Origin of the sequence: Mesorhizobium sp. M7A.F.Ca.AU.002.02.1.1 (assembly GCF_003998535.1) — a bacterium.
Taxonomy (GTDB): Bacteria; Pseudomonadota; Alphaproteobacteria; order Rhizobiales; family Rhizobiaceae; genus Mesorhizobium; species Mesorhizobium ciceri.
The window spans coordinates 1-14,675 of sequence record NZ_RZPB01000065.1 but is presented as its reverse complement, the minus strand read 5'-3'; the positions used below and the strand labels follow the sequence as shown (position 1 = coordinate 14,675).

At 63.2% G+C, this 14,675-nt stretch carries 13 protein-coding genes; 9 read left to right on the top strand and 4 right to left on the bottom strand.

Features of this window, described 5'->3' with window-relative positions; translation table 11 throughout:
- The 6 genes from EN879_RS06780 to EN879_RS06755 form a co-directional block, all read left to right on the top strand.
- Positions 1–337: zinc-binding dehydrogenase (locus EN879_RS06780; RefSeq protein ID WP_164774329.1), on the top strand; the 337-nt coding region annotated here is incomplete at its 5' end.
- Positions 338–369: 32 nt separating this feature from the next.
- On the top strand, positions 370–1,101 hold the full coding sequence (gene hutC / locus EN879_RS06775) for a histidine utilization repressor (protein ID WP_013530484.1): 732 nt from the start codon (positions 370–372) through the stop codon (positions 1,099–1,101).
- 29 nt (positions 1,102–1,130) lie between these two features.
- The gene (locus EN879_RS06770; protein ID WP_063168690.1) at positions 1,131–2,429 is read left to right on the top strand and encodes a hypothetical protein; all 1,299 of its coding nucleotides are present in this window, start codon (positions 1,131–1,133) and stop codon (positions 2,427–2,429) included.
- Positions 2,430–2,626: 197 nt separating this feature from the next.
- Positions 2,627–3,637 carry an ABC transporter substrate-binding protein gene (locus EN879_RS06765; protein ID WP_164745972.1) on the top strand — a complete coding sequence of 337 codons (1,011 nt, stop codon included), beginning with the start codon at positions 2,627–2,629 and terminating at the stop codon, positions 3,635–3,637.
- A gap of 109 nt (positions 3,638–3,746) precedes the next feature.
- Positions 3,747–4,514, top strand: a complete 768-nt coding sequence (locus tag EN879_RS06760) for an ABC transporter permease (protein ID WP_027160903.1) — start codon at positions 3,747–3,749, stop codon at positions 4,512–4,514.
- Between the two features lie 10 nt (positions 4,515–4,524).
- On the top strand, positions 4,525–5,304 hold the full coding sequence (locus EN879_RS06755; RefSeq protein ID WP_063168688.1) for an ABC transporter ATP-binding protein: 780 nt from the start codon (positions 4,525–4,527) through the stop codon (positions 5,302–5,304).
- A 26-nt stretch (positions 5,305–5,330) separates the two neighbouring features.
- Here the strand turns inward: EN879_RS06755 and EN879_RS06750 are convergent, their stop codons facing one another.
- The 4 genes from EN879_RS06750 to EN879_RS06735 form a co-directional block, all read right to left on the bottom strand.
- Entirely contained in the window at positions 5,331–7,223 is a 1,893-nt protein-coding gene (locus EN879_RS06750; RefSeq protein ID WP_063168687.1) for an ABC transporter ATP-binding protein, read from the bottom strand.
- On the bottom strand, positions 7,223–9,082 hold the full coding sequence (locus EN879_RS06745) for an ABC transporter ATP-binding protein (protein WP_063168686.1): 1,860 nt from the start codon (positions 9,080–9,082) through the stop codon (positions 7,223–7,225). Before EN879_RS06745 ends, EN879_RS06750 begins: the two co-directional genes overlap by 1 nt.
- A gap of 290 nt (positions 9,083–9,372) precedes the next feature.
- Positions 9,373–9,813, bottom strand: coding sequence for a hypothetical protein (locus EN879_RS06740; protein WP_244514324.1), 441 nt, complete (start codon positions 9,811–9,813; stop codon positions 9,373–9,375).
- A gap of 180 nt (positions 9,814–9,993) precedes the next feature.
- On the bottom strand, positions 9,994–11,802 hold the full coding sequence (locus EN879_RS06735; protein ID WP_063168684.1) for an ABC transporter ATP-binding protein: 1,809 nt from the start codon (positions 11,800–11,802) through the stop codon (positions 9,994–9,996).
- A gap of 191 nt (positions 11,803–11,993) precedes the next feature.
- Between EN879_RS06735 and EN879_RS06730 the strand changes: the two genes are divergently transcribed.
- The 3 genes from EN879_RS06730 to EN879_RS06720 form a co-directional block, all read left to right on the top strand.
- Positions 11,994–13,352, top strand: coding sequence for an LLM class flavin-dependent oxidoreductase (locus tag EN879_RS06730; RefSeq protein ID WP_127273988.1), 1,359 nt, complete (start codon positions 11,994–11,996; stop codon positions 13,350–13,352).
- A gap of 14 nt (positions 13,353–13,366) precedes the next feature.
- Positions 13,367–14,143, top strand: coding sequence for a DUF427 domain-containing protein (locus EN879_RS06725; protein ID WP_024503939.1), 777 nt, complete (start codon positions 13,367–13,369; stop codon positions 14,141–14,143).
- A 34-nt stretch (positions 14,144–14,177) separates the two neighbouring features.
- The coding region (locus EN879_RS06720) for an ABC transporter substrate-binding protein (protein ID WP_245493801.1) at positions 14,178–14,675 on the top strand (498 nt) is incomplete at its 3' end.

The following is a 14,675-nucleotide window of genomic DNA, read 5'->3' as shown; positions in this document are numbered from 1 at the left end:
CATCGAGGCGACCGGCAGCGTCGCGGCGCTCAATCAGCTGCTCGGCGTTCTCGATCCCGGCGGTACGATCGCCATGGTCGGCATCTTCCACGGCCGCCTCGACATTGATCCCAATACGCTGGTCGAACGCGAAATCGGGTTGCTGGGATGCCATGCCTTTGCCGACGAACTGCCCGAGGCCGTGCGGATGCTGGGTGAATTGAGCGAACCGCTGCTGGCGCTGATCGACCAGGAGATCGGCCTGGATGACATTCCGGCTGCCTATGAGCGGCTGTTGGCGGGGCGCAGCGACGGCTTGAAAACAATCATCCGCATGCGGCAACCTGTCGAGTCGTGATTTCCGATGAATCGCCGGAAAGGACTTTTGAAATGATCACTTTGCCCGACACCGCCAGCCCTCTTTACGAGAAGGTGAAGGACTACATCCTGGCAAACATCGGAACGGGCCGGTGGGGCAAAGATCGCAAGCTGCCGTCCGAGAATGAGTTGGTCGCTTCACTCGGCGTCTCGCGGATGACGGTTCACCGGGCGCTCAGAGAATTGACCTCGGCCGGGTTTCTGATCCGCCTGCAAGGTGTGGGAACCTTCATCGCGCCACCGCGGCCACAGTCGACGCTGATCGAGATCAACAACATCGCAGCCGAGATCGTCGAGCGCGGCAACAGACATCGTTCCGAAGTCCTCGTCCTCGAAACCATCATGCCGACAAAAGAGCTGGCGCTGTCGTTCGAATTTCCAAAGCGCGTCTCGATCTATCATTCCGTCGTCGTCAATTTCGAGAACGATCTGCCGGTGCAACTCGAAGAGCGCTTCGTCAATCCGAGCCTTATCCCCGACTATGACAAGCAGGATTTTTCGAAGACGGCGACCTATGACTACCTCATGCAGAAAACCCCGGTGACCGAGGTCGAGCATATCATTTCCGCCATCCCGGCGGATGCCGAGACGGCGCGGCATCTGGGCATCGATGTCGGCGCCTGCTGCCTTTTCCTGCACCGCCGGACATGGACGGGCGCGGTGGTGGCGACGATCAGCAAGCTGACTTATGCCGGCAGCCGCTACTCGCTCGGCAGCCGCTATTCCCCTTCAAAAAGCAGCTGACGGAAGCAGGTCGAATGCAAGAGCGACAGATGACGCCGGCACCGAGCCGCACGGCGCGGATCCGGGCACTCGCGCAGCATGATGTTGCCGAAGCACAAAGCGCGCTGGCGGCATTGCTGGGCGACCTGTTCGCGATGCGCCCCCGCAATGTCCGCATCAACTTCGATAAATACAGCCTCAATTCGTTGAACGGCTTCTTCGAGGACGACGGCAAGGCCTACTTCTTCAAGTTCCATCAGGAGGAGCGGGAAGAGGCGATGACGGGCGAGTATTACCGCGCCGAGATTCTGTCGCGCGCCGGCCTGCCGGTTGATCAACCCGTGCATATGTCGGCCCAACCGGGCGAGCAGATCCTTGTCTATCGGCGGCGCACGGATCCGAGGTTTTCGGATGTGCTGTTCGCGCTGGATGCGCAGGACGATGCCGGCAAACGGCGAGAAGCCGTTCTTGCCGAGCGCGACCTGTCGGCCAGGCTGCTCAAGGTCTATCTCGAAACGCTGCATCCGGTAACCGTCGAGGAGGTGGCGGCGGAACCGATCCACAGGCTGTTTCATGAGCGGCTGATCGATGCCGAGACACGCTTGTCGCCAGGCGGCCGGCTGGCCGATTTCTATGTCGGCAAGCCGTTCGTCTTTCCCGGTGCCGAGCTGGATTGGGATCGGTTTTCCCGGCTGAAATTCGTCATCAATGGCGAGCAGTACACCGACAGCGTCGGTGAGCTTTTCGATGCCGCCGCAGTGCGCTTGCGGCCGGACCGGCTTGCCGATGCAGGCGGCGTGGTCGCGCATGGCGACGCCCACAACGCCAATGTCTGGTACACGGCGAAGGCGGGGAGGGCGGAGCTGTCCTTCTTCGATCCTGCCTTTGCAGGCTCGCATATCCCGACGCTGCTGGCGGAGGTGAAGGCGACGTTCCACAACATCTTCGCCCACCCGTTCTGGCTCTATGATCCGGCGACCGCGACCGAGGCTTTTCGCGCCCATGCGCGGCTGGACGGAAACCTGCTCCATGTCGACACGGACTGGGACCTGAGCCCGGTCCGCCGCGACCTGCTGGAGGTCAAGGCCACAGCGCTGTGGCGGCCATTGCTGCTTGAGCTCAAACGGCGCGGCATGCTGCCGGCCGATTGGCGCGCGGTGCTCCGGGCCGGTCTCTTCCTGTCGCCGACGCTGGTCATGAACCTGCGCGCCGGCGCACGCAGCCACACGCCGGTTTCTTCCCTTATTGCCTTTTCGGTGGCGGTCATGGTCGGCAGCGAACCTGTTGCCGGAACCGATCGGGTGACCGATTTTCTAGACCGGATCGATCCCGGAGCGCGTAAAAATTGAGTCTTTCCAACTTGTATATGCATGTATGTATTTTAGCCTTGACATCCGCTCCCGCTGACGCTGAAATATCCGCGCACTTCACCATGAAGTGGCAGGTAAGACGCCGAGGCACAGTGCCGCAAGAGCAGAAACCCGCAGTCTCACCGGACCGGCTACCTCAGTCAGAAAAAGCGGTCCGATCATCAAGGGGAACAAGGATGATGCGTAACCTAACAGGACAATTTCGCGCGCTCGTGATGGCCGCCGCCATCGGGCTCGCCGCCGCCCCGGCGGCCTACGCGGCCGATGCGGCCATTCCCACCACGCCCGAGGCAGGAGCGTTCAAGATCGGCATCGAGCCCTGGCTCGGCTATGGCCAGTGGCATGTCGCCGAGGCCAAGGGCCTGTTCAAGACGAACGGGCTGAGCGACGTCCAGATCGTCAACTTCGCCGAGGACAAGGACATCAATGCAGCACTTGCAAGCGGCCAGCTCGACGCCGCCAACATCGCCACCCACACGGCGATGGGCATGGTTGCGGCCGGCCTGCCGGTGAAGATCGTGCTGCTGCTCGACGTCTCCATGACCGCCGACGCGATCATCGCTGGCAAGGACGTCACCTCCATCGCGGACCTCAAGGGCAAGCAGGTGGCCTTCGAGGAAGGCACGACGAGCGACATCCTGCTCAAATACGCGCTCACCAGGAACGGCATGTCGATCGACGATGTGAAGCCGGTTCCGATGCCTGCGTCCGACGCCGGCAGCGCCTTGATCGCCGGCCAGGTGCCGGTCGCGGTGACCTATGAACCGTACCTCACCGTCGCCATGGCGCAGAACAAGGACCTCAAGCTGCTGTTCACCGCCGGCGAGGATCCCGGCCTGATCAGCGACGTGCTGGTGGTGCGTGACGAGGTGATCAAGTCGCGGCCCGGCCAAGTGCTGGCCATGATCAAAAGCTGGGACGCAGCGCTCAAGGACTACAATGCCGATACGCCCGGTGGGCGCGCCATCATCGCCAAGGCTGTCGGTTCGGACGTCAAGGACCTCAACACCGCCTTTGACGGCGTGCGTTACTACTCACTCGCCGAAAACAAGGCGGCGCTGACCGGTGATTTCACCACCAAGACCTTCGCCGATGTCGAAGCCGCCGCCAAGAACGCCAAGCTGCTGCAGGCCGATGTGACGCCGGAGCAGATGATCGACCCGTCGTTCGTCAAGGCGGCGGAATGACCAAGGCCGGATCGCGGTGGTGACGCAGATGCCCGGGGAGCGTCCCGCTCAAACGGATCCGGCTCGTCCCACGAAACAGGCGAGGCGTCGCCGATCCTCCGGCATCGGCGTGCCCATCGCCAGGTCGCGCTTCCTGGTGATCGCGGTGGCCGTGTTCGTCGGGCTCGGCCTTGCCTGGTGGGCGGCGACCGGACTGGGATTGGTAAAGCCGATCTTCCTGCCATCGCCGGGCAGCGTCGCTATGCAGATCGCCAAGCTCGCGGCCGACGGCACGTTGTGGCTGGACCTCAAAGCCTCGATGTACCGTATCTCCATCGGCTTCCTCATCGCCTCGGCCCTGTCGATACCGATCGGCGTGCTGATTGGCAGTTTCCGTTCCTGGGAAGCGGCCATCGAGCCGCTGGTGGATTTCATCCGCTACATGCCGGTCGTCGCTTTCGTGCCGCTCTCCATCCTTTGGGCTGGCACCGGCGATTCGCAGAAATTCCTGATCATCTTCATCGGCACGTTCTTCCAGCAGGTGCTGATGATCATGGACAATGTAAAACGGGTTCCAGCCGATTTCATCGGCCTTGGGCGCACGCTAGGCCTGCCGGATCGCAAGATCCTGACGCGCATCGTCGTGCCCAGCGCCTTGCCGGGCATCTGGGATACGCTGCGCATCAGCTTGGGCTGGGCATGGACCTGGCTGGTGCTGGCCGAACTCGTCGCCGCCACTTCGGGGCTCGGCTATCGCATCACCGTGTCCCAGCGCTATTTCCAGACCAACACCATCATCGGCTACATCCTGCTGCTCGGCCTGCTCGGCCTCATCACCGACCAGGTGATGAAGGCGCTGGAAAAGGTGCTGTTCAAGCAAGAGGGCCGCTCGCAATGAGGTCCAGCCGATGAGCCCCAAATTGCGGATCGCCGGTCTCCACAAGAGCTTCGGCACGGGCGAGCGGCGCACGGAAGTGCTGCGCGGTATCAACCTGGATCTTGCCGACAACGAGTTTGTCTCCCTGGTCGGCACGTCGGGCTGCGGCAAGAGCACGCTGCTGTCGATCGTGGCCGGACTGCAGGACTTCGACGCGGGCGATCTCAGCATCGATGGCGCGCCGATCCTGCAGCCTGGACTCGACCGTGGCGTCGTCTTTCAGTCCTACACGCTGCTTCCCTGGCTGACGGCGCGGCAGAACATCGAGTTTGCGCTCAAGGCCGCTGGTTACGATCGCCCGACCTGCCGCAGGATCGCGCTGGAGCATCTCGAACTCGTCAAGCTGTCTGGTAGTGCGGACCGCTATCCAGCCGAACTCTCGGGCGGCATGAAACAACGCGTCGCCATTGCGCGCGCGCTTTCCTACCGGCCCAAGATGCTGTTGATGGACGAGCCCTTCGGCGCGCTCGATGCCTTGACCCGGCATCAGATGCAGGAACTGCTGACCCAGATCTGGGAGGAACACAGGTTGACCGTCCTGTTTGTCACCCATGATGTGGAGGAGGCCGTCTATCTGTCGGACCGCATCGTCGTCATGGGCATCGGCCCGGGACGTATCACGCAGACATTCAACGTGGATATCGAGCGCCCGCGCCGCGAAGAGGTGATGGAAAGCCCTGTATTCATGGATCTGCAACGCGGCGTGCACAAGGCCATCCGCGAGGGTTCAAAACGCCCCGAAATGGCCTAGGCGCCTGCGGTCGTTTGCAGGTCCAATCACGTCGCCTTGCCGACTGCCGCGTCCAGTTCCAGCTCGCCTTCGGAAATGTCGTCGAACGAGGCGTAGTTCATGTTGTAGAGGCGGGCGTAGAGGCCTTTTCTTGCCATCAGCTGTTCGTGGTTGCCGCTTTCGACGATCTCGCCGTTCTGCAGCACGATGATGCGGTCGGCGCCGCGGATAGTGGCCAGACGGTGGGCGATGACCAGCCCGGTGCGGCCTTCCAGCAGCGTGATCAGCGCCTTCTGGATCAGCATCTCGGTGTAGGAATCGATGCTGGCCGTGGCTTCGTCGAGCACCAGGATCTTTGCATCCGCCACCAGCGCGCGCGCGAAGCTGATCAGCTGGCGCTGGCCCAGCGAGAGATTGCCGCCGCGCTGCTCGAGTTCGGTATCGTAGCCATCTGGCAGGTTCTCGATGAAATCGTGCGCGCCGACGGCTTGTGCGGCGCGGACCACCTCCTCGCGGCTGGCTGATGTCTTGTGGTAGCGGATGTTTTCCAGCACCGAGCCGGAGAACAGGAACGGCTCCTGCAGCACCATCGCCACCTGATCGCCGAGCGAATCCTGGGTGAGGTCACGCACATCATGGCCGCCGACCAGAACCTCACCCGACCAGACATCGTAGAAGCGGTGCACCAGCGCCATCGAGCTGGATTTGCCCGATCCGGTCGGGCCGACAAGGGCTACGGTCTCGCCCGGGTTGACGCGGAAGGAGATGTTCTTCAGCACCGGCTGGTTCGGCCTATAACCGAAAGTGACGTTCCTGAACTCGACCGAGCCGTCCATATCGCGCGACAGCGCCACCGCACCTTGCCTGTCGCTGACATCGACCGGCACGTCGAGCACTTCGGAGATGCGCTGGCCCGAAGCCATGGCGCGCTGCATGACGCTGTATTGCATGGTCAGCGAGCGGATCGGGTCGAAGAAGCGCTGGATGTAGAACAGGAACGCCACCATGACGCCGATGTCGAGGCTGTGCGAGAGCACCATCGACCCGCCGACGACGATGACAGTTGCCATGGCGATGCCGGTCAGCGTGTCGACGATCGGCACCATTACCTGCGCGTATTTCGCCGACCTCAAATGGGCATTGAGGTTGGCCAGCACCTTTTCGTCGTAGAGGTCGAAATTGACGTGCTGGCGCTCGAGGCTCTGCACCGTGCGCACGCCATGGATGCCTTCGGCCAGTGCGCCGTTGGCGATCGAGTTGGTTTCGTGCGCGGCCATGAAGGCGACCTTGGCGCGCGGCAGCCAGAAAAGGCGCACGATGAACAGCACCGGCATGGTCGACAGCGTCAGCAGGCCCAGTCGGAAATCGAGCCACAAAAGCACGCTGACGATGCCGAACAACAGCACGATGTCGCCTACCGACATCACCGATGTTTCGAGGAATTCCTGCATCGAATTGACGTCGCCCTGCAGGCGCGACATCAGCCGGCCGACCTCGGTCTTGTCCATGAAGCTCAGCGAGACCCGTTGCAGATGGCTGAACATGGCGCGGCGCAGGTCCGACAGCACGTTTTCGGCCACCTTGCCGACGACGCTTTCCTGCACATAGCTGGCAGCATAGTTGATCAGGATGATCACGGCGAAAGCGCTGATCGCGGCGATCATTACCGATTGGTCGAGCTTGCCAGCCGTCATGCCGTGGTCGATGGCGTAGCGGATGACCAGCGGGATCGCCAGCTGGGTCAGCGTGAACACCAGCACCGCGGCGACTGAGATGAAAATCCGGTTCTGATACGGCCTCACGAAGCTCCAGATACGCCGCACGATGCGAGGGTCATAAGCTTTGCCGAAGACCTCTTCGTCGTCGCGGTGCGAGCCCACGACCGCCTTTGTCGGTGGCCCGCTGGTGTCTTCCTCCTCGTCGTCGGCCGGTGTCTGCATCACGCGGCTCCCGCCACGGGCCGCTCATCGTCCGGCCGCAACTGCAGGTCATGGAGCGCGCGGTAGCGTCCACCGAGCGCCAGCAACTCCTCATGCGTGCCGCGCTCGACGATCCGGCCGCCCTCGACGAACAGGATCTGGTCGGCATGCATCAGCGAACTCAGCCGGTGCGAGATGATGAGCGTCACGCGATCCCTGGCGAAGCGTTTCATCGCTGCCCGGATACGCTGTTCGGTGCCGGCGTCGATGGCCGCGGTGGAATCATCGAAGACCAGCACGGACGGCCGCAGCATCAGGCTGCGGGCGATGGTCAGGCGCTGCCGCTGGCCACCGGAAAGCGACGCGCCGCGCTCGCCGACGACTGTGGTGTAACCGGCTGGGAGGCCCATGATGTAATTGTGCAATTGGGCGTACTCGGCTGCCTGCCCGATGCGGGTCTCGCGCGCCCAGGGATTGCCGTAGGCGATGTTGTTCTCGATCGAGGTGGTGAACAGGAACGCGTCCTGCTGCACGACGCCGACGGCCTTGCGCAACGATTGCAGCGTCACCTTGCGGATGTCCTGGCCGTCGATGGTTATCGCGCCTGAGGTGACGTCGTAGAAGCGCGGGATCAGGTGCGCGATGGTCGACTTGCCGCTGCCTGGCGGGCCGACGATGCCGATGGTCTCGCCGGACCTCGCCTCGAAGGAGATGCCCGACAGAGTCGGCCGGTCGCCCGCGCCCTCGTAGCGGAAGCCGACATTGTGGAAGCGCAGCACGCCATCGGTGACGACGAGATCCTTGGCGCCGGGCGCGTCCTCGATGTCGAGCTCGGCGTCGAGCAGTTCGAATAGCCGGCTGCCGCAGGTCGAGGCGCGCGCGAAGGAGTTGACCATAAGGCCGAGCTGGCGCACCGGCATCTGCAGGATGGTCATGAAGGTGAGGAACTGGGCCAGCGTGCCGACGCTGATCTGGCCTGCAATCACTTTCTGGCCGCCGAACCAGAGCACCAGCCCCATGGCGGCCAGGAACGAGAAGTTCATGGCGCTGGTGTTGGAGACGCGGATGTCGACGCGCTGATTGGCAAGCTCCAGCGCCGACAGCTTGGCGCGGTCGAATTTTTCCAGCTCATGCCGCTGTGCCGCAAAGGCCCGCACGACGCGGATGCCGCCGAGGTTCTCATCCATCACCCGGCTCAGCACAGACAGCCGCTCCTGCAAAGTCAACCAGGTGCTGCGCAACGCCAGCTGGGTGACCGAGGACCGCCAGGCGACGAGGGGCACGAAACTCAGGCTGAGCAGCCCGAGCATGAGATCGGTGCTGATCAGGAGATAGGCGCCGACGCCGATCAGCACGCCGAGCAGCACCACACGCAAAATGCCGGTGGAGAAGAACATGCGCACGCCGTCGAGATCGAGCAGGCCGAGCGTGATCAAATCGCCGGTGTGGACCCTGTCGTGGTAGGCGAAGCTCAGGCGCTGGATCTTCTCGTAGAAGGCCAGCCGCAGTTCATAGCCGGTGCGATGACCGACGGCCTCGCCATAGTAGTTCTGCGCCATGGTGAAGAGGCCGCGCAGGATCGAGACGACGAGCAGCGTCAGCGCCGTGTTCCACAGCGCCTGTTCCGCCGCAGCGCCGGCACCCGCGGCCATCACACCTTGCGCCTGGTCGATGGCGCGTCCCAGCAGGCGTGGAATGAAAAGCTGCAGCGTCGCGGCGATGAAGGTCGAGACGATGGTGATGGCGACCTGCCAGGGATGGCGCAGCGTCATGCGCACGATGCGGAGCAAGGTGCTGAGGCCCTTGCCCCAGGAGGCTTCCGCCACATGGGCAAACGATTTGCCGCGCTCCGGTGCGCTGCTGGTTGCTTGCGTGTTCAAGGAAAATATCCAAACCAATCCGGACGTTAGCCCGGACTAATAAAGCAGACTCAATGTGAGCGGTTGACTTGGCGCTATGTTACGCGGGTCTGGCTTGGCCCTTCAAGAGCCAATGCCGGCATCGCACTGTGCCTGAAGGAAAGCGAACATGCGGCTGTGACCCGGCTGGCACCAGCGGCGTAATCCTGCCGATCTTGCCGAAGGGCGTTGGCCGGACGAGGTCAGCACCTAGTGTACGCAAGCGACGGCCGGACGGAATGCGACCTCCCATCCGGCCGGATTCCGGTTTGCTAGGCAGGTATCAGGACGGCGATCCGATGCACGCCGACCTCCTTGCTTGTATTTGTCGCCTCGTCGGTCTTGCCTTTGGCGCAGGTGTACATGTCACCCGTCTTGAGCTTGAATTCCTTGTCGGCCTTCTTGATCGTGAACGCACCTGAAGCAATGGTGCAGACCATATCGTTGTCCATCACCGTCTGAGGCGCGTGTGCGCCGGGCTGAAATACCACGTCGACAATTGCGATGCTCTTGTAGGCGGGAATGTCGGAGTTGCCGGTGCTGACCTCAACCACCCTGACACCGGGCGCAATCTCCTTGCCTTCCTTCGGGCCGTATTTCTTCGCTGATGCCGCCAGGGTGAACAGAGGCGTTATCGCGGCAGCCGTCACACCGAGAGCAATTGCAGACCTGCGATTCATGGTTTTCATCGCATCCTCCCACATGTTCGCCATGAACGAATGTGCATGGCTGAAATATATTAGCATAAACGAATGTAATTGTATGCGAGGAAGCTCCCAACCCCGGCATAGCCGCGTGAACTTGGCGGCAGCCGTCAGAGAGGTTCGTACATCGACCATCTGCTTGCCGCAAAAACCCCGCCGCGGCGGACCTTCGGACTGCTGTTGAGCCGCTCAAAAACCCTGGCGGTGCCGCCAGCAGGCGATCCGGTGGCCGGCCGCGACCTCTCGGGCCGGCGGCTCCGCCTTTCGGCAGTCGGGCAGGACCAGCGGGCAGCGGTCGGCGAAGGAGCACCCCGTATTCGGGACGCCGGCTGCCTCGATCTCGATTGGAGCGGATAGTCTCGGCGCAGCTTCGTCGGAGGACGCAGCCAAAAGCAGGGCCGTATAGGGGTGGTTGGGGCCGCGAAAAATCTGGTCGGAGGAGCCGGTTTCGACCAGGCGTCCGCGATAGAGCACGCCGATCCTGTCGGCCATGTAGCGCACCACCCTGAGGTCGTGGCTGATGAACAGATAGGTCGTGTCCTTGTCGCGCTGCAGGTCGTTGAGCAGGTTGAGAACGGTCGCCTGGACGGAGACGTCGAGCGCGGAGGTCGGTTCATCGAGCACGACGACCTTCGGCACGCCGGCGAAGGCGCGCGCGATTGCCGCCCGCTGCCGCTGGCCGCCGGACAGCGAACGCGACTTCTGCTCGGCCGTGGCGCCGGCGAGGCGAACCGATTGCAGCAGGTCGCCGACGCGGGCTCTCACTTCGCTGCGGCGCAGGCCGGCGAGCCTGCGCAGCGGGCGGCCGAGGATCGTGCCGATCCGCTGGCGCGGATTGAGCGTGCGATCCGGCGACTGGAAGACCATCTGCACGTCGCGGCGTTCGGCAAGGTTTCTCTTCTCGACGCGCGGCGCGACCGTCCTGCCGAACAGTTCGACCGATCCGGCGCTTGGCGTCTGCAGACCGGTGACGATCCGTGCCAGGGTCGACTTGCCAGAACCGGACTCGCCGATCAGCCCGAAGGTCTCGCCCTGGCCGATGTCGAGATCGACGTGGTGCAGCACTGGCTGGCTGCCGAAGGCATGACTGATGCCTTTGCAGGCGATCGCGATGCGGCGTTCTTTTGGCAGGCCGGCGTCTTCGCCTTGGGCCATTGGGTGCGCTGGCACGCCGTCCGTCTCCGCCAGTCTTCCGTCCCGCTTGGTGTAGTTGAGCGCCGGGATCGAGGCGATGAGCGCCTTGGTGTAGGCGTGAGAGGGGTTGTCGAAGACATCGCTCGCGACGCCGCTTTCGACCACGGTTCCCGCCTGCATCACCGCCACCCGGTCGCAGGAGCGGCGGATCATATTGATGTCGTGGCTGATCAGCAGGATGCTGGTTTTGTGATCCTTGCGTAAGTCGGAGAGGATGGCGATGATCTCGGACTGGACGCTGGCGTCGAGCGCCGTCGTCGGCTCATCCAGCACCAGCAGCGATGGGTCGAGCGCAATGGCAATGGCGATGTTGGCGCGCTGCTGCATGCCGCCGGAGAGTTCGTGCGGATAGAGATCCAGCACCCGCTCCGGATGGCTGACCCGGACGCGGCCCAGCAGTTCGGCGGCGCGCCCGCGCGCCTCTTCGAGGCGAACCGGGCGATGCCGCATGACCGTCTCGGTGATCTGGCGGCCGATCGTCATGCTTGGATTGAGGGCAGCACCGGGATGCTGGTAGACCGCGGCGATATGATTTCCCCTGAGCCGGCGCAGTTGCTCGGCGGAAAGGTCGCGGATTTCGCGGCCCTGGAATTCCAGCGCCGACGCAGCGATGCGGGCGTTTTTCGGCAGATAGCGCAATATGGCGAGCGCCACCGAGCTTTTGCCCGATCCCGACTCGCCAACCAGGCCGAGCGCTTCGCCTTCGCCGATGTGCAGTGACACGCCGCTGACGGCGGGATGCGATCCCTTGCGCCCGTCATAGGCCACGGACAGCTGGTCTACGTTCAGAACCGAGGAGGACATGGGGACTTGAAACCACTTTCTTCCAGCGCCGCCATCGAGGGCAATCGCTTCCGCTTTCGCAATTCATTATCTCTATAAATTTACTCGAATTAAGCCGGAGCGCAATCTACCTTTCTCGCATCAGCAGAGATTGTCGCCGTCTGCCGAGGCAGCGCGACGGTCTCCGGAGCAGATCTGGAAGGAGGCCCGGCATGGCTCGAGACCACATGATCCTCAGCGCATTCTTCTTCAACCCGCAGGGCGATCATCGGATGTCGTGGCGCCACCCGAGGGCGCCGGGGCGGGAGGTACTGGATTTCGAATTCTACCGCGATCTCGTGCAGGCGGCCGAACGCGCCAGGATCGACACCATCTTCGTCGCCGACCACGTGTCGATCTGGGATTCAGTCAAGAGCGGCGTCGCCCATTACGCCAATGCCCGCCTCGAACCGCTGACGCTGCTATCGGCGCTGGCTAGCGTGACCAAGCATATCGGCCTGATCACCACGGCGTCGAGTTCCTACAGCGAGCCGTACAATGTGGCGCGCATGTTCGCCTCGCTCGACCATATCAGCAAGGGCAGGGCGTCGTGGAACGTCGTCACCTCGGCCATGGATGAGGAGGCGCGCAATTTCGGCCGCGACGGCAATATCGAACATGCTTTCCGCTATGAGCGCGCGGCCGAATTCCTCGATATCGTCAAGGCGCTGTGGGACAGCTGGGAAGACGAGGCGCTGCTGATCGACAAGGCGTCAGGCCATTTCGCCGACCCCGACAAGGTCCATCCTATCGATCACAAGGGCAAGCACTTCAAGGTGCGTGGGCCGCTCAACGTCTCGCGGCCGCCGCAAGGCCATCCGCTAATCGTCCAGGCCGGCTCGTCCGAAGATGGCAAGAACTTCGCCACCGCCCAGGCCGATGCGCACTTCGCCATCTACAGCACCAAGGAGGATGGCATCAAATACCGTCAGGACATCAACGAGCGGCTGGCCCGCCACGGCAGGCGGCCGGAGAGCTTCAAGATCCTGCCCGGCATCCTGCCGATCGTCGCCGCCTCCGAAGCGGAAGGCCGGGAAAAGCAAGAATACCTGCAGACCTTGCTGCCGGATCAGGTCGGCATCGACCTTCTGTCGAGCTGGAGCGGGTTGGACCTGTCGCTGTCCCCGCCGGACGGGCCGCTGCCGCCGCTGCCGGACGAAAGCACGTTCAATGGCGGGCGCACATCGCTCAACCGGGTCAAGCAGTGGGCGAAGCAGAATCTCAGCCTGCGCGAGATCGCGCGCAAGCTCGCCAACAGCGGTTCGGTGCCGACGGTTGCCGGCACGCCGGTACAGATCGCGGACCAGTTGCAGGACTGGTTCGTTTCGGGTGCCGCTGACGGCTTCAACCTGATGTTCCCGCTGCTGCCAGAAGACTGGGTGAATTTTGCCGAACAGGTGGTGCCGGAGCTGCAGCGGCGCGGCGTCTTCCCGACCGAATACGGGCCGGGAACGCTGCGCGACCGTTTCGGCCTGGCGCGGCCCGCCAACCGCTTCGCCGAGCAGCGCGACAATGCGCGTGCCGTGTCCTGACCGGAAGAACGATCATGACCGTCGCACCAAGATTGCAGCCACGCGAAGCGACCGCGCCGCAGCTCGTCAATGTCCTGCACAGCCCCAAGCGTGTGCGCGTCAAATTCGGCGGCCGCACCATCGCCGACAGCCGCAACGTGCTGGTGCTGCGCTCCAACCATTTCCTGCCGATCTATTTCTTCCCGCCGTCAGCGGTCGACCCATCGGTGCTGAAACCTTCGCTGCATCGCGAGCCGCATCCGGTCGGTGGCGAGACCGCCTATTGGGATATCGACAGCGGCGACAGGCGCAGCGCCAACGCGGCGTGGTCGTTCGTGTCACCGCCGGATGAAAACCTGGCGCCGCTGGCCGGCCGCATTGCATTCACCTGGAAGGCCGTCGACCAGTGGTTCGAGGAGGAAGAGGAAGTCTTCGTCCACGCCCGCGATCCCTATGCACGCATCGATGTTCTGCAAAGCTCGAGCCATTTGCAGATCTGGTTCGACGGCGAGCCGATCGCCGACAGCCACCGCCCGGTGCTGCTGTTCGAGACGCATCTGCCGACGCGTTTTTATCTGCCCGCGGAAGACATCCGGCTGGAGCGGCTGACGGCGTCCGTCACCACGACGCGATGTCCCTACAAGGGCATCGCCTCTTACTGGTCCGGCCTGCTGAGCGACGGTTCGGTGCGCCCTGATATCGCCTGGAGCTACCGGGATCCCATTGAGGAAATGCCGAAGATCAAGGGCCTCATCGCCTTCTATCCGCAGGCCGTCGACCGCATCCATCTCGACGGCGAGCCCGTCGCATAGATTTTCAATCTTCATTTCAAAGCAGGGTTTCAAAATGACCAGACGCAGAGATATCGACGCAGTTCGCAATCTGTCGGGGGACATCTGGAATGTCGCCGTCGACGAACATCAGGGCGGCTTTCTCAAGCGCCGCGATCTCCTCAGATATGCCGCACTGCTCGGCCTGACCGGCTTTGCCGCCTCGCAGGGGTTGGGAGGCGCGCGCGCCGCGGCTGCCGGCGGCGGCACGGTTCGCGTCGGGCTCGGCCAGCCGACCAAGGCGATCGATCCGGTTTCGGTCACCGATCCGGCCAGCATCGGGGTGATCAGCCAGGTCGGCGAGTATCTGATCCTCGACGATCCGAAGGATGGTCTGCAGCCGAAGCTGGCTCTGTCCTGGGAGGCCAACGAGACGGCCAGCCGCTGGACCTTCAAATTGCGGCAAGGGGTAAAATTCCACGATGGCCGCGCGGTCACCGCCAAAGACGTTGTGGCGAGCTTCGAGCGGCTGGTCGATCCGGCCAGCGGCTCGTCGGCGTTGTCCGCCTACAAG